This window comes from Mesorhizobium sp. BHbdii (genome assembly GCF_053848045.1).
On sequence record NZ_JBSPKX010000001.1, the window covers coordinates 522,413 to 539,862 of the forward strand.

Annotated in this window: 18 protein-coding genes; 6 read left to right on the plus strand and 12 right to left on the minus strand. The window is 63.2% G+C overall.

Translation table 11 applies throughout. From position 1 onward, the window contains the following. Window positions 1–4: 4 nt before the first annotated feature. The 4 genes from ACWTU8_RS02515 to ACWTU8_RS02530 form a co-directional block, all read right to left on the minus strand. The gene (locus tag ACWTU8_RS02515) at window positions 5–793 is read right to left on the minus strand and encodes an ATP-binding cassette domain-containing protein (RefSeq protein ID WP_455846897.1); all 789 of its coding nucleotides are present in this window, start codon (window positions 791–793) and stop codon (window positions 5–7) included. A 99-nt stretch (window positions 794–892) separates the two neighbouring features. Then, window positions 893–1,387 carry a hypothetical protein gene (locus ACWTU8_RS02520; protein ID WP_455846898.1) on the minus strand — a complete coding sequence of 165 codons (495 nt, stop codon included), beginning with the start codon at window positions 1,385–1,387 and terminating at the stop codon, window positions 893–895. A 52-nt stretch (window positions 1,388–1,439) separates the two neighbouring features. After that, entirely contained in the window at window positions 1,440–2,366 is a 927-nt protein-coding gene (locus ACWTU8_RS02525; RefSeq protein ID WP_455848366.1) for a YVTN family beta-propeller repeat protein, read from the minus strand. 66 nt (window positions 2,367–2,432) lie between these two features. Then, window positions 2,433–3,683, minus strand: a complete 1,251-nt coding sequence (locus tag ACWTU8_RS02530) for an ABC transporter substrate-binding protein (RefSeq protein WP_455846899.1) — start codon at window positions 3,681–3,683, stop codon at window positions 2,433–2,435. 225 nt (window positions 3,684–3,908) lie between these two features. On the opposite strand from ACWTU8_RS02530, the gene ACWTU8_RS02535 reads away from it, so the two are divergent. Genes ACWTU8_RS02535 through ACWTU8_RS02550 form a run of 4 tightly spaced genes read left to right on the plus strand, consistent with a single transcriptional unit; the run spans window position 3,909 to window position 8,283 of the window. Further along, a complete protein-coding gene (locus ACWTU8_RS02535) occupies window positions 3,909–5,747 on the plus strand; it encodes a (5-formylfuran-3-yl)methyl phosphate synthase (RefSeq protein WP_455846900.1) in 1,839 nt (612 codons plus the stop codon). Window positions 5,748–5,750: 3 nt separating this feature from the next. Next, complete coding sequence (locus ACWTU8_RS02540) at window positions 5,751–6,302, plus strand: flavoprotein (RefSeq protein ID WP_455846901.1); 552 nt, start codon at window positions 5,751–5,753, stop codon at window positions 6,300–6,302. Further along, window positions 6,295–7,689, plus strand: coding sequence for a DUF6513 domain-containing protein (locus ACWTU8_RS02545; RefSeq protein ID WP_455846902.1), 1,395 nt, complete (start codon window positions 6,295–6,297; stop codon window positions 7,687–7,689). The genes ACWTU8_RS02540 and ACWTU8_RS02545 overlap by 8 nt, the downstream gene beginning before the upstream one ends. A gap of 3 nt (window positions 7,690–7,692) precedes the next feature. After that, window positions 7,693–8,283, plus strand: coding sequence for a DUF447 domain-containing protein (locus tag ACWTU8_RS02550; protein ID WP_455846903.1), 591 nt, complete (start codon window positions 7,693–7,695; stop codon window positions 8,281–8,283). A 13-nt stretch (window positions 8,284–8,296) separates the two neighbouring features. Here ACWTU8_RS02550 and ACWTU8_RS02555 read toward each other — a convergent pair whose 3' ends face one another. Further along, the gene (locus ACWTU8_RS02555; protein ID WP_455846904.1) at window positions 8,297–9,331 is read right to left on the minus strand and encodes a hydantoinase/oxoprolinase family protein; all 1,035 of its coding nucleotides are present in this window, start codon (window positions 9,329–9,331) and stop codon (window positions 8,297–8,299) included. A gap of 60 nt (window positions 9,332–9,391) precedes the next feature. Between ACWTU8_RS02555 and ACWTU8_RS02560 the strand changes: the two genes are divergently transcribed. Further along, complete coding sequence (locus ACWTU8_RS02560) at window positions 9,392–10,090, plus strand: HisA/HisF-related TIM barrel protein (protein WP_455846905.1); 699 nt, start codon at window positions 9,392–9,394, stop codon at window positions 10,088–10,090. Between the two features lie 246 nt (window positions 10,091–10,336). Here ACWTU8_RS02560 and fae read toward each other — a convergent pair whose 3' ends face one another. The 7 genes from fae to ACWTU8_RS02595 all read right to left on the minus strand — a co-directional run bounded on the left by fae (window position 10,337) and on the right by ACWTU8_RS02595 (window position 16,861). Further along, a complete protein-coding gene (gene fae / locus ACWTU8_RS02565) occupies window positions 10,337–10,843 on the minus strand; it encodes a formaldehyde-activating enzyme (protein WP_127313863.1) in 507 nt (168 codons plus the stop codon). A 168-nt stretch (window positions 10,844–11,011) separates the two neighbouring features. After that, entirely contained in the window at window positions 11,012–11,854 is an 843-nt protein-coding gene (locus tag ACWTU8_RS02570; protein WP_455846906.1) for a triphosphoribosyl-dephospho-CoA synthase, read from the minus strand. Between the two features lie 12 nt (window positions 11,855–11,866). Beyond that, complete coding sequence (locus ACWTU8_RS02575) at window positions 11,867–12,811, minus strand: ATP-grasp domain-containing protein (RefSeq protein ID WP_455846907.1); 945 nt, start codon at window positions 12,809–12,811, stop codon at window positions 11,867–11,869. Between the two features lie 85 nt (window positions 12,812–12,896). After that, the gene (mch, locus tag ACWTU8_RS02580) at window positions 12,897–13,853 is read right to left on the minus strand and encodes a methenyltetrahydromethanopterin cyclohydrolase (RefSeq protein WP_455846908.1); all 957 of its coding nucleotides are present in this window, start codon (window positions 13,851–13,853) and stop codon (window positions 12,897–12,899) included. Next, window positions 13,850–14,980 (minus strand): ATP-grasp domain-containing protein, encoded by a 1,131-nt coding sequence (locus ACWTU8_RS02585; RefSeq protein ID WP_455846909.1) that lies wholly within the window; start codon window positions 14,978–14,980, stop codon window positions 13,850–13,852. The genes mch and ACWTU8_RS02585 overlap by 4 nt, the downstream gene beginning before the upstream one ends. Next, entirely contained in the window at window positions 14,958–15,851 is an 894-nt protein-coding gene (locus ACWTU8_RS02590; protein WP_455846910.1) for an NAD(P)-dependent methylenetetrahydromethanopterin dehydrogenase, read from the minus strand. The genes ACWTU8_RS02585 and ACWTU8_RS02590 overlap by 23 nt, the downstream gene beginning before the upstream one ends. A 41-nt stretch (window positions 15,852–15,892) precedes the next feature. After that, window positions 15,893–16,861, minus strand: coding sequence for a beta-ribofuranosylaminobenzene 5'-phosphate synthase family protein (locus ACWTU8_RS02595; protein WP_455846911.1), 969 nt, complete (start codon window positions 16,859–16,861; stop codon window positions 15,893–15,895). Window positions 16,862–17,017: 156 nt separating this feature from the next. Between ACWTU8_RS02595 and ACWTU8_RS02600 the strand changes: the two genes are divergently transcribed. Continuing rightward, on the plus strand, window positions 17,018–17,398 hold the full coding sequence (locus tag ACWTU8_RS02600; protein WP_095489038.1) for a 4a-hydroxytetrahydrobiopterin dehydratase: 381 nt from the start codon (window positions 17,018–17,020) through the stop codon (window positions 17,396–17,398). Window positions 17,399–17,450 lie beyond the last annotated feature (52 nt).

Sequence of the window (17,450 nt, forward strand, 5' to 3'; positions counted from 1 at the left end):
GCGCTCATGGCGATATCTCCGCGATGCCGGCTGCCTCGATGCGGCTGAGCCTCGAAAAGGCGTCGCGGATCGAACCGGCGCCGCTCGTCCTGACGACATCGGTCACCTTGCCCTTGGCGACCAGTGCGCCCTGCCGCAGCACGACGACATGGTCGCCGTCTTTAACCTCGTCGATCAAATGCGTCGCCCATAGCACGCCAATGCCCTCGGTTTCGACGAGCTTGCGGATGGTGGCGAGAATGCCCGCACGCGACTGGATGTCGAGACCGACGGTCGCCTCGTCGAGCAGCAGCAGGGAAGGGCGGTGGAGCAGCGCCCTGGCGATCTCGATGCGCCGCATCTGGCCGCCGGAAAGACTGCGTGCCTTGTCATGCTGACGGCCCTGCATGTCGACCGTATCGAGCAGCGCGGCAATGCGCTGCCGGGCCTCGCGTCCGCCGATGCCATGCAGCGCGGCGTGATAGGAGAGGTTCTGGTGGACGCTGAGATCGAGGTCGAGCGTGCGGGCCTGGAAAACGATGCCGACACGCCTGAGTGCTTCGCCAGAAGCGCGGCTGACGTCATGACCGAAGATGCGGATCGATCCGCGGCGAGTGTCGTAAAGATGGCTGATCAGCGAGAACAGAGTTGTTTTGCCGGCGCCGTTAAGGCCGAGAAGGACGGTGAAGGTCGCCGAAGCGATCGAGAATGAGACGTCGTTGAGCGCCCGCTTCGGACCATAGGAATGGCTGACGCCGACGACGTCGAGCGCCGCCACCTCATCTCCTGGTCCGCTTGTCCTCACATGCTGCACGCGGCTGGCTCCTTGTCGTCGACGATAGTCTAGCGCACCTAGCGCACCAGGAGTCTAGCGCACCGGGCCCGATCGCGAAGGTCCCGCTTTCCGGTGATCCTACTTGATCGTGATTGTGCCTTTCATGCCTCTGTCGGCGAGGTCGGGCACCGACCATGTGTAGATGCCGGGCCTCACGGTGGTGAACTGCACCTGGATGGTGCCGTCGGCGTCGAATTCGAGCCATGCGGGTGCGCCGTTCATGTGCACCTCGAGGTCATTGATCACGATCTGGTTGGTCCACACATTGCGGAAGAGGTCGGTATGGAATTTGTACTCCAGCCCGCCCGCCGCGGTGATCTTCCAGCGATAGCCCTGGCCGGCAATCAGCTGGAAGTCCTTCTGGTTGGCGGTGAACTGGTCTTCCTTGCTGCCGAGGATGAGTTCCGGCACGTCCTTGCCGGCCCGGGTTGCCTTCTCGGCTTCGGGGCTGGCGTCAGTTTTGGTGGCCGCACCGGCGGCTGCGTCGTCGTCATTGTCCTGCGCCCAGACCTGGCCCTGCGTGAGTGCCATGCCGACCAGCGCAGCGAAAGTGACGGCCCGAAATTTCCGCATGATTTCCTGCCCTTCTGCTGTTTTTCTGTCTGTTTGATTCAATTGGGTTGATTCAATTGGGCGAGACGACGACGCCCCATGGCAGCGCGCCGACGGTCACCGACTGCACCGGCTCGTCGGTCTCCACGTCGATGAAGGTGATGTCGTTCGACACGCCGTTGGTCGAGATGATGGTTTTCTGGTCCGGAGTGAAAGCGAGCTGCCAGACGCGTTGGCCGACCAGCACGTATTTCTCGACCTCGTATGTCTGCGTGTTGATCACCGCGACGCGGTTGGCCGGTCCGAGCGCCACATAGGCTTTCTTGCCATCGGCGGTGATGCGCACACCGACCGGCTGGATCGATTCGGCCCTCAGGCCGGCAATCTCGAAGGTGATCTTCTGGACAACTTCGCGCGTTTGATTGTCGATCACCGAAACAGTGCCGCCGATCTCGGCAGTCACCCAGGCCTGCTTGCCGTCGGGGGTGAACTCGACGAAGCGCGGACGCGCATCCACCAGCACGTTGTCCGTGATCTCGTGGGTCGACGTATCGATGAAATGCGCCATGTTTGTCGTTTCCGACGTATTGATCATGATCTTTCCGTCCGGGCTGACGCCCATGCCTTCCGGTTCGACACCGACCGGAATTTCAGCCAGCACCTTCTTATTCTCGATGTCGGTGACGGTGACGAGATTGTCGTCCTCATTGGCGACATAAAGCGTCTTGCCGTCAGGCGAGAGCACGAAGAGCTCCGGGTCGGGCCCGGAGGGCAAGGTATCGACGATCTCCAGCGACGCCGTGTCGATCACCTCGATCGAATCGTCGTCGCTGGCGCAGAGATAAATGTGCTTGCCGTCATGCGAGATGGTGATACCGCGCGGACGTTGCCCGACATTGACGGTCTTCACCACCTGCATCGTCGCGGTGTCGACGACGGACATCGTGTTGTCCTTCTCGTTGGAAACATAGGCCATGTAGGCCGACGCTGGGCAGGCCATGAAGCCGGTCGCGAGAATGGCGAGTGCGCAAGCTCGTCTCTGCACTGAAATTCCTCCCAATTGGTTCTACTTAAGCACGCATTTTGTTTCGGGTTCATCGACCCCGAGCGTATCGAGCTCCGACACCTGGTGCAAAAAACCTTCCTGCGGCGACGTCGAGACGACCGACCTGTTGTCGCCGAGGAAGATCGGCTGCCGCAACTGCTGGTTCCATTTGCGGAAAGTCAGTTTCTGCCCCTTGAACGCGGCGATCGAAAAATCGTCGGAGCGGATGAAGTCGGCCATCTTGCGCGGGTCGGCACCCTGCGTGCGGGTCGCCGCCTCGCCGAGGATGCGCACCGCGGTCCATGCCGCCATATCCTTCGACATCATGCGGCGGCCGTTTGCCTTGGCGAAGCGGTTCTGGATCTGGGTGCCGCCCCATTGCTCGCTGGCCGGATGCCAGGCCGACGGGGTGAGCCCGGCGGTGCCGGCGACCGGCCGCGGAGTCCAGGTGCGGAACGGAACATAGGTGCCGAACACCTCGCTTTCGTCGGCGACCAGCAACACATCGTGCTCCGGGAGATCCTGGGTGAAGACAGGCATCTGCCGCTGGATTTGGACGACGCCGGAATCGGTCCGCCGTGCCGTTCCGGTATCCTCGAACAGCTTTTCGCCGACGATCTCGCCGCCGAAGCGCGTCGCCGCCCGGCGCAGGGCCTCGGCAAAAAGCTGGTCGCGCTCGTGCGAGCCGTAGATCAGCACCCAGCGCCGCCATTGCTTCCAGATCAGATATTGCGCCAGCCCGTCGGCCAGCATGCTGCGCGTCGGGATGGTGTGGAAGATGTTGGCGCGGCATTCCTCCTCGCGAAGACTGTCGTCGGTGGCGCCGGCATTAAAGATCAGAACGCCGTTGTCGCGGGCAAGATCGGCGATCGACAGCAATTGTTTGACCGAGAGGTCTGCGATTACGTAGCGGTCGCCTTTGGCGATCATTTCCTGGAAGGCCGCAACGACATCCGCGTCCGGCTTTACCTCGATCACGTCGAGGCTGAATTTCTGGCCGAGGAAGCTGCCGGTCGTGTTGTTGTCGGCAATCGCGACATTGCCGCCGGCAACGCCTTCATCGCGGGGCGGGACGTCGAGCACCGACAAAGCGAGCTCCGGCGCATAGGCGCGTAAATAGCCTATCTTGATTTCGGTCAGCTTTTTTTCCGGCTTGGCAGTTGCGGCCGGTTGCTTGCCCGTCGCTTCCTGGGCCAGCGCGCCCGGAACGTTGACGGTCAGGGAAAAAAAGCACAAAAAGGCCGCGAGAGTGCCCGGCACCGCGCTCGTCATCGATAAAATTACCCGTTCTTGCGCTAAAGTCCGATTGTTGCCGGACCGGCGCGAAGTCAAGGTGCCCGTGATGAGCTTAGCTGACCCGCAAATTTTATCAAACCCTGAAAGTGGACTTCTCGCGTCTGCTTTAGTGGCATGCCTGCTGGCCGGAAGCGCAACTGAGCGGATTTCGGTATCCGGACCCGAGAGCGCACTGTCCCTCATGCCGGAGAAAGTCTTCCAATGACCAGAATGCTGGCCAGTGTCACCGGCGTCGACGAGGCGGAGATCGCCCTTTCGGGTGGCGTCGACATCGTCGACCTGAAGGATCCGAAGGCGGGGGCGCTGGGCGCGGTATCCACGCAAACCATCCGCCGGACGATTTCATTCATCGCCGGCCGGGCGCCGGTCAGCGCGGTCTGCGGCGACCTGCCGATGGAACCGGAGACGATCCGCGGCAAGGCCGAAGAGATCGCCGCGACCGGCGTCGATTACGTCAAGATAGGCTTTTTCCCGTCGGAAAATGTCTCCGCCTGCGCGGCGGCGCTCGAGCCGCTCGCCGCGCGAACGAAACTGATCGCCGTGCTTTTCGCCGACCTGGCCCCGGATTTCGAGCTTCTGCCGATGCTTCGCAAACATCGCTTCCATGGCGCCATGGTCGACACTGCGATCAAGGCAAACGGGCGGCTGCTCGACCATCTGCCGCCCGAGCGTATCCCGGGTTTCATCGATCGAGCCAAATCGCTCGGTCTAATTGTTGGTCTGAGCGGATCGCTGGAAACCCCTGATATCCCGCGCCTGCTGCCCTTCGCTCCCGATTTTCTCGGCTTTCGCGGGGCACTGTGCGGCAACTCCGGCCGCGTGGGTTCGATCAGTGCCGAGGCCGTTGCGCAGATCCGCGAGTTGGTCCCGGAAGAATCCCGGGCCGGCGGCCCGTCGAGCGTCGACTACCGCCTGCTGGCGGCGAGGGGCTATTCGCCGGGCACCGACCCGACACTGGGCACCGACAAGATCTTCGTGCGGGACTTTGTCCTGCCGGTTCAGATCGGCGCTTACAGCTTCGAGCACGGCCATACACAGAAGGTGCGTTTCGACGTGACCGCCGACGTGCTGCAAGTCACCGACCATCCCGAAGACATGCGCCATGTGTTCTCCTACGACATCATCATGGACGGCATTCGCACCATCGTTGCGCGGGGCCACGTCCAGCTTAGCGAGGCCTTGGCCGAGCAGGTGGCGACCTACATTCTGGAGAACCCGCGTGTCGTGCGCGTCACGGTAAGGGTGGAAAAACTCGAACTCGGCCCAGGCGGCGTCGGCGTCGAGATCGAACGCAAGCGCCAAGCGGCAGGCCGCGGCGTCGCCTCCGGCCCTGCCGGCCGAAAAGGAATCGCTGCTTCCCAGCCGCGACAAGAAAGGCCTGAGGCCATCAGGCGAGCCGCCGTCAAGCCGTCCGTCGTCAAGCTTGGCGGCAGCACGGTCCATGCGGCGGAAATGGAAAGCTGGATCGCGGCGCTGGCGGGTTCCAAGCTGCCTATCGTCATCGTGCCCGGCGGCGGCCTCTTCGCCGACCAGGTGCGTGAGACGCAGTTCCGGATGGATTTTTCCGATACCGCTGCCCACGCCATGGCGATCCTCGCCATGGAGCAGTTCGGCCAGGTCATACTCGACCGTGACGAAAGGCTGGCGCCGGCACGGTCGCTGGAAGAAATGGTTCGAGCGTTGGATGAAGGGAGGGTACCGGTGTGGCTGCCGTCGTCATTGGCCCTGTCGGCGCCGGACATTCCGGCGTCCTGGGACATTACCTCCGATTCCCTTGCCGCCTGGCTTGCCGGCAAGCTCGGCGCGAATAGGCTGCTGCTGATCAAGCAGACCGGCGCCTTCTTCGGCAGCGACACGATCGACGGCCTGGCAGTCAGAGGCATCGTCGATGCGGGCTTCGCCGCAATGCTGCCCGTCTGTGTCGATTTCCATCTCGCCGGTCCGAAAGATGCAGCCGAAGCCGGGGCGCTGCTCGCGTCGGGCAATCTGCCCGGGATCCGGATCGCGGATCCGATCCGGTCGGCAAGAAAAGCAGGGTAGGCGATGGCGACGCTGCATACGCCGCGCTGGGCATGGGTTTTGACCGGTTCCGGTCATTTTTTTACCGAGAGCTTCGCACTCATTCACCAGATAGAGCATTGCGATGTCTTTGTGTCGAAAGCCGCCAACGAAGTGCTGCGCATGTACAAGCTCAAGCTCGATTTCCCGGAGACGACGCGCGTCCTCCACGACAAGACGGCGAGCGCGATCCCGGTCGGCGAATTCTATCACGGTGTCTATCACACGGTGGTGGTGGCGCCGGCCAGTTCCAACACGGTTGCCAAATGCGTGCACGGCATTTCCGACACGCTTGCCACCAACGTCTTTGCCCAGGCCGGAAAATGTCGGGTGCCGGCCATCGTCTTTGCTTGCGACACCGCGCCGGAACTCGAAACCATGGCACCGCATGGGCTTGTCAAGGTCTATCCGCGCAGGATCGACCTGGAGAATACCAACCAGCTGAAGAGCTTCGAGCGGACCCAGGTGGTCGAGTCGCTCGCCGATCTCGAAGCTTCGGTCAGACGGCGCCACACCGAACTCGCAAGCCATGGCTGAGCGGCTGGTCTTTCTTACCGGCCACCTGGCCAAGGTCCGGCTGGAAACGCTGCTGGCCGGACTGGGCGAAACCGAATTTGCGTGGGAGATCATCGACATCGGCGTCAAGGTCGCCGCGCTGATGAGCGAAGACATCATCAAGCGGCGGCTCAGCCTGACAGGCGGCGGCGACCGCGTCATCCTGCCCGGCCGCTATCGCGGCGACATCGAGCATCTGTCGAACCATTTCGGCGTGCCCTTTGTACGCGGGCCTGACGAGATCGCCGATCTGCCGGCCTTTCTCGGCCGGGCGGGCGAGCCGCCTGACCTTTCGCGTCACGACATGCGCATCTTCGCCGAAATCGTCGACGCGCCGATGCTGTCGGTCGAGGCGCTGGTGGCGAGGGCACGGACGCTGGCTGCGGCCGGTGCCAACGTCATCGATCTCGGCTGCCTGCCGGAAACACCGTTTCCGTTACTGGAAGAGGCCGTGCTCGAGCTGAAGTCACAGGGCTTTCTGGTCAGTGTCGATTCGGCCAGCACGGACGAACTGTCGATCGGCGCACGCGCCGGTGCGGACTATCTTCTCAGCCTCGATGAGAACACGCTGCCGTTGGCCTTCGATTGCAAGGCCGTACCAGTGCTGATCCCGTCCACCCCCGGCGATTTGGATTCGCTCGGCCGGGCCATCGAAGCGGCGCAAAAGGCCGGCGTCGCCCTCATCGCCGATCCCGTGCTCGACCCGATCCATTTCGGCTTTGCGGCCTCACTCGCGCGCTTCATTGAGGCGCGGCGGCGCTGGCCCGACATCGAACTGCTGATGGGCACCGGCAATCTCACCGAATTGACTGACGCCGACAGTTCCGGCGTTACCGCGGTTCTGGCCGGGCTCTGCTCGGAACTTCAGATCCGAAACGTGCTTGCCGTGCATGTCAGCCCGCACACGCTGCGAACGATCGAGGAGCACGATGTTGCCCGCCGCATTGTGTTTGCGGCGAAGAACGACGGAGCGCTGCCGCGCAGTTACCATCCAGGGCTGCTGCAGGTTCACGACCGCAAGCCGTTTACGGCCTCGACCGAGGATATCGCAGCACTCGCGGCGGAGGTGCGCGACAACAACTTCCGCATCATGACCGCCGAGGACGGCATTCATGTTTTCAACGGCAAGGGGCATGCAGTTTCCAGGGATGCGTTCGAACTCTTTGCCGGGCTTGGCGTTGAGGCAGATGGCGCGCATGCGTTCTATCTCGGCGCGGAACTGATGAAGGCCGAGATCGCGTGGCGCCTCGGCAAGCGCTATGTGCAGGACGAGCCGCTCGCATGGGGCGTTGCCGCGCCGGCTCCTGAAACCGACCGCAGCCGTCTTGCGGAGGCGGGCCATACGCTTCGCGCGAAGAAAGAGCGCTAAACCATGCCCTACATTCGCGAATCGATCATCACCACTGTCAGCAAGACCGGCGATGTCCACATCGCGCCGATCGGCATCATCGCCGAGAAGGACGGCTGGGTCATCGCGCCGTTCCGGCCGTCGATCACGCTCGACAATCTCGCCGAAGTGCCGTTCGCCATCGCCAATTACACCGATGACGTGCGTATCTTTGCCGGCTGCCTGACCGGGCGCAAGCATTGGCCAATCGTTGCGGTCGACGGGTTTCCGGTGCCGCGGCTCGAAGCAGCGCTCGCGCATTCGGTTCTCGAAGTCGAAGGTGTAGATGACGATGCTATGAGACCTCGCCATTTCTGCCGCGTGGTGCAGGAGGAAACGCATGCGCCGTTCACCGGCTTCAACCGCGCCAAGGCGGCGGTGCTGGAGCTGGCCATCCTGGTCAGCCGGCTCGGCATGCTGCCGCGCGACAAGATCGAGGCGGAAATCGCCTACCTTTCGATTGCCATCGAAAAGACCGCCGGCGAGGGCGAAAAGGAAGCCTGGGACTGGCTGATGCAGCGTGTCGGCGATCACCTGTCGGTCAAGGAGTCCAGCGGTGATGAGGTACGCGGCTGAACCAGTATAGTGCCTACAATTGAGATCCCGCCATCAGCGCCACCGCTGACGCAGGTGCCACGCTGCTCGCTTCGCCGCGAACGGCGTCATCCGCGGGAATGATCTCAGCGAAATCGACGAAGCGGCGTTCCATGCGTTGGGCCAGTCGTCTGATCTGCCAACGGCCGGTTCCGGCACCGACGATCGGCGCATCCTGGGCAAGGGGGCCGGCAATCAGGGACGCTGCGTCGTGGATCTTGCGCAACTGTTGCTCGCTGAACCAGCGCGCGACTTCACGCCATTCCGGCAACGTCAGGTCGGCAGCGTCGCGCCCGATCATGCGCGCCAGCCGCGCTACCGAACCGTCGATCGTCTTTTCCTTGCCGTCGGCGGAAGCGTGCCTGTCGTCCTTCTCATCGAGGACCCCCAGGATCCGGTGCGCGTCGGCGATCGAGGCGAAATACTCGTTCATCAGTGGTGTCAGCCTGCCGCGGACGGGGGCCGACGAGGCGACACCGAACAGGAACGTCCTGGTGAAGCCGGTGTAGACCAGTTCGCCGCTCAGAAGCCGTCCGGCATCGGTGTAGCCGTCATTGGCGACGGCGCCATTCCTGACGGCGATAATGTCGGTGGTGGTGGAGCCCATATCGACGAACAGGGCATCGCCGGCGAGTTTCGCCACCAACGAAGCTGTCGCGTGCCAGTTGGCGGAGGCGACGTCGGCGCTCAGCCGCGTTGCCTGCTTGACCCCGACGAAGCCGGACGGTCCGGCATAGATCAACTTTTCGCCCGGGAAACGGGTTGAAATTTCATCCAGCAGAGCCGCGACGCCGGCATCGCGGGACGGAAAGATGTCCGCCAGTTCGCCGGTCATGGTGAATGCGTTGAGATCGGCGCCGGCGTAAATCGGGGCCGTTTCCTCGAATGCCAAGGTCAGGGTATCGAGCCCCAGCCAAAGCGGCGTGGCGATTGTTACTGCCTCGACGATGCGGCCGTCTTCCCCACGCGTCACCTTCAGATGCGCGCCGCCAATATCAAAGCCGGCAACGATGCTCTTTCTTTTTTCCACACTTCAAGCTTTCATCACAGGGGACATTGGGACAGGGACAGTTGGTCAGCGAGAAAAGCGTTGCGTATCATTCCGGTTCTCGACCTGAAAGGCGGCGAAGTGGTGCGCGCCCAGCAAGGAAAACGCGATCGCTACAGGCCGATCGTCACGCCGCTCAGCCAAAGTTCCGATGTCGTCGCGGTCGCCGAAGGCCTGCGCGGGCTTCACCCCTTTCCGACCTTCTATATCGCCGATCTGGATGCCATCGAAGGCGGAACCCCAAACAGCGGCGCGCTTGCCCGGCTGAAGGCGATGGCGGAGCCGCCGGAGCTTTGGGTCGATGCCGGCATCGCCGACGAGAAAACCCTTTCGGCGGCACTTGCCGAACCCTTGCTTTACCCGGTCCTGGGCTCCGAATCGCAGCAGGACGACGCGCTGTTCCGGCGTTTTTGCGATCATCCGGACCTTATCCTGTCGCTGGATTTCTTCGACGACGGGTTTCGCGGTCCGGCATCGTTTCTCGACGGGCCGGAGCTTTGGCCGCAAAAGGTGATTGTCATGACATTGGCCAGGGTCGGTTCCGCCTCCGGTCCCGATTTCACGCGGCTCAAGGCAATCAAGGCGAATGCTGGAAGCCGTGCTGTGATCGCGGCCGGCGGGGTGCGCAACGAGGCTGACATTCGCGCCCTTTCGTCACTCGGTATTGCCGCGGCGCTGGTTGCGACCTCGCTGCATGACGGCACGCTCACGCCGGGGCACCTCGCAACGCTTGGCACCTGACATTCGCGTGGCCTCGACTTCGGCCTCGGAAACTGGGCCTTGTAGAGCGGCGGACTCTCAAGTCGATCGTCTCGCCGCTCTATCTCTTTTGCTGGAGCATCGGATTCCCAAAACCCGCCCCACCCGCGGTCAGGCCCGAGGGCAGGCTCTTTGTCTGGTGCTCTAAAGGCCCAGAAGCTTTTTCAGGCGACGCAACAGACCATCCGGCTCCGCGGAGGGTTTTACCTGTGCGGGGCTGTCTCTTGTCTAAGCCGCGAACGGATGCTTCACCTGGTCCCGCTGGGCCGTGGCTTCGGCGGCCGTCGGCGTTCCCGAGACCGCGCGCTGGATGGCTTCCTTTGTCGCTTCGTAATTGTACTTCTGGATCTTGGCGTCGTCCGCCGCGTCCCAATGGATGAAAACGCCGACGCATATGAACAGATCGTCCGCTTCACTGGCGGGAATAATGTCCTCCGCGACGGCGTCCTGCACGGCCTTTGCAACCGCATGCTGGGCCGGGCCGAACATCTGCACGGCCTGCTTGGCGCCCTTGATCGTGACCTTGTTGAACATCACGGTGTTGGGCTTGCACTGAAGATTGGGCGCGATCACCGCCAAAAGGGAGGTAAAACCGTCCTTGTTGTTGGTAAGCGCGTTGCAAAATGCTGTTTCGACCGCGCTCCCCCGCGGGCCGATGAGCAGGTCGACATGCGCCACTTCGTTGCCGTCTCCTACCAGCGATTCACCGACCATTACTTTCGAGATCTTTGCCATGCCAATTTTCCTCCAAGACACAGTTATGGTGTCCAAAGACGCCGCAAACCGAGCGAGCGCTCGATGGACAGCTATCCTTGTTGGCAGCGCCCGGACATCCGGACCGGTTGGCTGGATAGCCGCGGAAGCCCAGCTTCCGCTCCTGAAAGTCAACCACCAACGTTGCGATTATGCAAGCTGAACGCCGAGGAGGTGGACTAAAAGAGTAGCCACGGTCAGGTCGGCCGAGGTGCCGGGGTTAACGTTGTCCGCCTTCAGCCGGCGGTCGAGCCCCATGAGCAGACGAATGCGTGACGCCTCGTCGCCATTGGCATGCAGCGCCGCTTCAACGGCAAGGGCTTCTTGCCGTGCCTGATTTGCGGTTTCAGCGCCATGGTTGCGCACCACGTGACTGTCGGGAAAGCCGGCGAGAAACGCCATATAGGCGAACACCGTCGGCCACATGCCGTCTTCCCCGCGTGCCAACGCCGCTTCCAGAGCCGCAAGCCCGACGCTGAACACGTCGCCGAAACCGGTAACATACTGGCGGGCGATCATGTCACGGTCGGCCGCCTCCCGCATGGCTTCGAGCAGATGAACCTTCGGCTCCTGCCGCACATCGTTCGCGGCCTCGCCAAGGCCGCCCGGCGCGGCCGCGACGATCGCCTCGAACACCGCCCTGGTATCGTCCATGTTCATCGCGCGCAGCACCGCGTCGAGATTGTCGTGCAGCCTGCCGCCGGTCATTTGGGCGGCGCATAGCAGAGGTCCTGCCAGAAGGATGATACCGAGATTGGTGTTGGTCGCGACCGCCAGACGTGTCGCGCGGACCGCTTCCAGCATGCGCTGTCCGACCGGCAGGCGAGGATCGGTCAGCGGCGCGGACGAGACCTCTGCGCTCGTCATGAACTGGGCGGCAGACATGCCGTGCCCGTCGGCGAATAGATGGACGTTGCCGGGCTTCAGCGCCTCAATCTCCATCCGGCAGGATTCCTTGTAGGCAACCTGGAGGCGTTCTCGCGAAAGCGCCATGCTACCGGCTCGTCACGAATTCGCCGGCGCCGTAAGGCGGTAGGCGCGCGCCGCCGCCGCCTCGGTGCGATCAGCCAGGAATTTCAGCAGGGCATCGGCAATCGCATCGGCGATGTTCACCGCGACGACCGATTGAAGCCCGGACCACGCGGGCATGCTGTTGACCTCCAGCACGAACAGCTTGCCGTCGGCCGCCGGCACGATATCGACGCCGGCGAAATCCGCGCCGATAGCGGCGGCGGCGGCTTTTGCCAGCGCCGCTAATTCGGTTTCGCCGTGCCCTGAGACTTGCTCGGGCACTGCCCCGCGATTGACGTTGGTGATCCAGTCGTCGCCACGCCGGCTCATCATCGCCAGGACTTCGCCGGCGCAGACGAAAACGCGAAAATCGCGGAAAGGAGGGCCGGGACGCGGCACGTAGTGCTGGAGATAGTAGACGCCGTTCACCTCGTCCTCGGCGGGGAGATCGGACAGTGTTTCGATCAGCCTGATGCCGCGACCCTGTGCGCCGAAGAGCGGCTTCAGCACCAGCGGCGTAAACGGCAGTTCGCGTCCGGCGATCGCTTCGGCCATGGCACGTCCCTCGACCGCGAATGTCGGCGGCGTCGGCAGGCCGGCATCCTTCAGGAGGAAGGTCGTCATCGACTTGTCGACGCAGCGTTCTATCGCCTGTGCGGAATTCCACACCGGAATGGAAAGCTTGCCGAACGCGTGCAGCACGCCGAGGCGGCGGGTGACCGCCTCGAACGACCCGGCGGTGATCGAACGGACCAGCACGGCGTCGGGCAGCGCGCCGTCGAAGCCGGGGATCGACAGTCCGCTCGGGCTGCCGGTGTCGAACGCGATCGCCGCCAGCGGCACGGTTGCGACCACCGCGCCGCGCCGGTCCAGCCTTGCCGCCAGGCCCTTGGCGCGGGCGTCCGAGACGTCGCTGACGATCAGGATGCGGGGGATCATGTCACGCCTCGGATACCGGATACCGAAGGCGCGAGCGGGCGGCCCGGCAGGCGGATGAACGAGGAATCCATTGCAGCGCCATGATCTAACCGAGGCTCCGTTCGAGCATCTGCAGATCACGCTCGCCGGCGCGAAACGTATCGCCGGTCTCGATCGCCGTGACGATCACTTCGGCCGGGCTGAACAGCAGCGGATCGATGGCATAGAAATTGCCCTTGAACCGCTTGAAGACCTCGGCAAAGGGGTGGCCGTGGTCCCGCGAGGCGCGGCTCGGCAGTTGCTCGGCGAGCTCCCTGGCGTCTTTCGACGAGCCCTTTACGAAGAGCTGGACGCTGCCGCCATAGATGATGGCGTCGTTGGTTCTGCCCATGGCGGTCAGGAAATCCGGATGGGGGGCGGGGATAGGCGCCGTTCCGATGCCGTCGACGACGTTCTCCAGCGGAAACTTGAGATCGTTGGTCTTGTGCAAGGCAACCTCGAGCGCGCGCGCAACGATCTGCACGCCGCCCGCAAGGCTTTGTGTCGGCGCGTAGAGGAAGGTGAGCTTTTCGGTTGCCAGTCCGGTTGCCTTGCCGACCTTCTCGACAATCGCTTGGGGCGGCGGTTCGGCCGTCTCCAGGATAAGCACGGCGGACGAGGCGGTGTCGCGATAGGAAAGAGCTTCGAACAGCGGTTCGACGCGGGCGAGCGCCCGCGCCGGTCCCGATCCCATGGCGAAATAATCCTGGCTCGACAGGTTCCAGCCCGCATACTGGCTGCCCAGGCAGGCAAGCACCGGCTGCGAAGACCGCACTTCGACGGTGAGCGGCCATTTCTGCGACGCGCGGTCCATACAGACCGAAACGCTGCCGAGACCGCCCATCGCGGCTTCCGCCATGCGCAGCCCGGCCTCGACGCCGCCAGCGGCCTTGGCGCCGGCATCGATCAGGCACTCGCCCAATGGCCCGGTGGAAACGGCGATACGCAGGCGTTCGGCGTCGCCGATCATGCCGTCGATGATGCGCTGCGCATTGTCATTCAGGAATGCCGAACCGTCTTTCATGTCCGGTCTCCTTCCCACTGGTGTTGCAATCGGCTGGCTTGTGCCTTGATGAGCCGCCTGGTCAAATCGGCGCTCGGACCGCGCGCGAAGATGGTGCAGACAGGATCGCCAGCGATCAGACGGGTGCCGGGCGACTGATGGTCGGCAGTCCATTCAGGCCAGGCAACCGATGGAAACTGGGCGATCGGCGTCGCGGCGTAGGTCACCATCGATGCCATCGAATCGACGAAGCGCGGCAGGCGGCAGGCCCTGCCTGCCGCGGCGCGCAGATGCGCTTCGATCAGAGGCGCGTCGGCATCGTCGAAAATGTCGAGCGTGGCGCCTGGCCTCGGATTGATCTCGATGAGCTTGTAGCCATCCGGTCCGCGAATGAGATCGGCGCTGCACAATCCAACCAGGCCGGCGCGGCGCACCAGAGCTGAAAGCCAGCCGCGGATCATCGCCGCCTGCCTGCGATCGAAGCGTCTCAACCGCACGGCGCCGCCATAGCGATAGGGCGCTGCCGGGGCGGGGGACGCCCATTGTTGGCTGAAGCCGACGATATCAGCGGTTTGGCCGTCGCCGACGAAGAGGGCCGAGATGCTGCGGCCGGGAACGAAATGCTGGAAATAACGGCCGGTGGCCGGGGCTTCTCCGGCGGCCCGTCTGATATGCGTGCCGCCGGCGCCGCCCGCGGTCTTGACCACCCAGTTCTCCGGATCAGGCGGCCGGTCCCATCGGAATTCCGGATGCGGAATGCCGAGCTCGGCGCAATCGGCGGCCAGCAATTGCGGGTCCTTGATCCTGCGGATCGCGGCGCCGCTATTGCCGGCGAGCGGAAAATGGCGCGCGACCTCGTCTACGGTCTCCGTCATCCGCTCGAAGCCCGAGCCCAGGACAATGGCGACCGGCTGGTCGTCTCCAGACAGTTGCCGAAGCGTCTCAATGATGCGCTCGCCGTCGATGCCGCCCTGTAGGTCGCCCGGCAGCATCGTCGCGCGTTCGGCGAGCGCGACCGTGTCGGTGTCGCAAAAGAAATCGGCGACCAGCGGACGATAGCCGGCGCGACGCGCAGCGGCAGCCAGCGCCCGGCCTGAAATCGCCGCGATCAGGAGAGATCCGGCATTATTTGGCGGTTTCGCGTGCAAGGGAAAATGCTTCCTGGAAATCCAGCGTGATGGTTTTTTCGGATTCGATCATTCTTTTGAAGAGGCCGAATTCGACCTTGTATTTCACGTTGCCGATGGCAAGCGGACCAATGCCGACAGCTTTTGCCGCTTCGAGCGGATCGCCATTGGCATTGGCGGCCACGCCTTCGATGCCGGCCGGCGGAACCGCATTGACGTCGGCGGCAATAAGCAGACCATTGCCTTTCAACTGGGCTTTCGAAACCACCTGGACGCCAGCCTTGGCGCACGCCAGGATCACCTCGCTCGCCTCGACCAGCTTCGTTTTGCGGGCGTCGCTCGATCCGTCAGCCGCATCTACGGCGATGTTGAATCGACTTTTGATCTCGGCCGCGATCTGCTCGACCCTTTCGATTCCGTCATGACCGACAAGCGTGACTCGGGCGCCTTCCCTGGCGGCGATGACGGCGGTGCAGAAGCCAACGACGCCGGTGGCGCCGAAAACAGCGATCCTCGTGTCTTTCAGTCCGCGCTCGAATTTCTTCTCCAGCGCTTTCTCGACCTTGGCCACCATCGCCGCGGCCGTGGTGAATGAGCCGGCCGGATCGGCGAATACCGAAACCTGGAAAGGCGGCACCATCGCCTTTCGCGCTGCGTCGAACATGTCGAGCGCCAGCGAGGCATCCTTGCCGGCGATGAAGATGCCGGTATCGACGCCCGCATCGGGCGGGCGCGAAAAGATCGCGTCCTGTACGAGGCCTGTCACCTCGCCAAGGCTTACATCGACATAGGGGACGACGGCGTCGAAGCCTGCGTCGAGTGCCATGTTCACGTCGAAAGGGCTCATATGCTTCAACGGCGTCAGCATGTGCAGGATATGTTTACGGGCCATTTCTCGCCTTTCTGCTTGAAAGTGATCGCGTTGCCGAGCCGTCAGCTGCCGACGAGATCAAGTTTGGTCGAACTGATCTTCGCGCCGGAATTCCTGCCCTTGACGATCCTGATCTGGATGCCGTTTTCAACTTTCTGCTGAACCGCGCTGACGTAGCTGACTGCGGCGTCTTGCGATGGGGCGAAGGCAAATCCTGTTGGTCCCCACGAGCTTTGGCCGATGCCGACGGCGCCTGCTTCATTGAGGCCGTGGGCCACCCTCTCGACCCGCTTGGAGGTGAACACGCCACCTTGCGCCGGGGCAAAATGGGTGCCGATCAGCATTTGGATCGCGGCGACGGCGGCGCCGAAGGCTGGAAGGTCGTGCTCGATCAAAGCCGGCATAATGCCCATCAGCACCCGCCGGCAGATCTCGCCGCTGCCGGACGCCGGGAAGGGTGGCAGCGAACGAAACGCCGCGATCTCGGCATCGCCATGCAGTCCATGGCCGCCGTGGTCGAGGATCATGATGACGCGCCACTCTTCCGGAAACGGCAGGCGCGCCACGACCGGCGGCGGCCTGCCGCTGTCGTCCTTGCCGGCGTCGACAATGACACCACCGCGTTCGAAACTGGCGATGCCGATGCCGGATCGGCCGCCGCGCTCGAGCAGGGTCGCGTCGCTGCCGATATCGAGAGGTAATTTGTGGAGCGTGCGCAGCGCCGAGGCGACGGCAAGGGCGATCTGCGTGCCGGAGCCCAGGCCGGCATGGCTCGGGATCGACTGTTCGACCACCAGCCGGTGCTGGCCGCGAATGCCGAGATGGCTGCAGAGCGTCGACAAATGCTCGCCGGCGCGACGGCTTTCGGTGCCTTCGACGATGGTCTCGCTGGACCGCGACAGGGTGACGACGGTTTCGGGTTCGCTTAATGGTAGCCCGACGCTGCCAAAGCGGCGGCCGGTATCGCCATTGAGATCGAGGAAGCCAAGGTGCAGGCGGGCGGGCACTCGTATGGTAACAGAATTCGACATCTACCCCCCGATGGGTGCATCATAGACGCATCATGGAAGTTTAGGTGCCCGTCACCATGATAGCTGTTTTCGTCGAAGGGGCAAGCCGGAGAGAGTGCATTCGTTTTATCTGTTTTGGCCCCGGCATGACAGACCGGGCAGTTCGCGGAGATCGAGATGAGCGAGACAGCTAAGGAAAAGGTCTATTCGGAAGCCGAGATTGCTGACCGGCTCGAGAAGGAGCTGCCGAAATGGCGCTACGAGAACGGCTGGATCCGGCGCAAGTACAAGACCCACAGCTGGAAATCGACACTTATGGTCATCAACACGGTCGGCCATCTCGCCGAGGCGGCGTGGCACCATCCCGACATCACCGCCTCCTATGCCTGGGTCGAGGTGCGCCTGATGAACCACGCAGCGAAAGGGATCACCGACAAAGACTTCGAATTGGCCAAAAAGATCGAGGATGTCGTCCAGTGGCAGCCGGCCAAGGAAGGCGGCGCACTGGAAGGCACTCCGCCGACGGATCAGCGCTTCGCTTACATCAAATATGATTAAGCGCGATCGGAATTTGTTGATAGCGTATGAAAACATTCGCTAATCTGCTGGC

Coding starts and splice junctions, on each gene's coding strand:
- mch (WP_455846908.1), bottom strand. CDS start 13,853: ATGAAAGACGGTTCGGCATTCCTGAATGACAATGCGCAGCGCATCATC.
- ACWTU8_RS02535 (WP_455846900.1), top strand. CDS start 3,909: ATGACCAGAATGCTGGCCAGTGTCACCGGCGTCGACGAGGCGGAGATC.
- ACWTU8_RS02570 (WP_455846906.1), bottom strand. CDS start 11,854: ATGGCGCTTTCGCGAGAACGCCTCCAGGTTGCCTACAAGGAATCCTGC.
- ACWTU8_RS02520 (WP_455846898.1), bottom strand. CDS start 1,387: ATGCGGAAATTTCGGGCCGTCACTTTCGCTGCGCTGGTCGGCATGGCA.
- ACWTU8_RS02575 (WP_455846907.1), bottom strand. CDS start 12,811: ATGATCCCCCGCATCCTGATCGTCAGCGACGTCTCGGACGCCCGCGCC.
- ACWTU8_RS02540 (WP_455846901.1), top strand. CDS start 5,751: ATGGCGACGCTGCATACGCCGCGCTGGGCATGGGTTTTGACCGGTTCC.
- ACWTU8_RS02595 (WP_455846911.1), bottom strand. CDS start 16,861: ATGTCGAATTCTGTTACCATACGAGTGCCCGCCCGCCTGCACCTTGGC.
- ACWTU8_RS02590 (WP_455846910.1), bottom strand. CDS start 15,851: ATGGCCCGTAAACATATCCTGCACATGCTGACGCCGTTGAAGCATATG.
- fae (WP_127313863.1), bottom strand. CDS start 10,843: ATGGCAAAGATCTCGAAAGTAATGGTCGGTGAATCGCTGGTAGGAGAC.
- ACWTU8_RS02550 (WP_455846903.1), top strand. CDS start 7,693: ATGCCCTACATTCGCGAATCGATCATCACCACTGTCAGCAAGACCGGC.
- ACWTU8_RS02530 (WP_455846899.1), bottom strand. CDS start 3,683: ATGACGAGCGCGGTGCCGGGCACTCTCGCGGCCTTTTTGTGCTTTTTT.
- ACWTU8_RS02545 (WP_455846902.1), top strand. CDS start 6,295: ATGGCTGAGCGGCTGGTCTTTCTTACCGGCCACCTGGCCAAGGTCCGG.
- ACWTU8_RS02525 (WP_455848366.1), bottom strand. CDS start 2,366: ATGGCCTGCCCAGCGTCGGCCTACATGGCCTATGTTTCCAACGAGAAG.
- ACWTU8_RS02600 (WP_095489038.1), top strand. CDS start 17,018: ATGAGCGAGACAGCTAAGGAAAAGGTCTATTCGGAAGCCGAGATTGCT.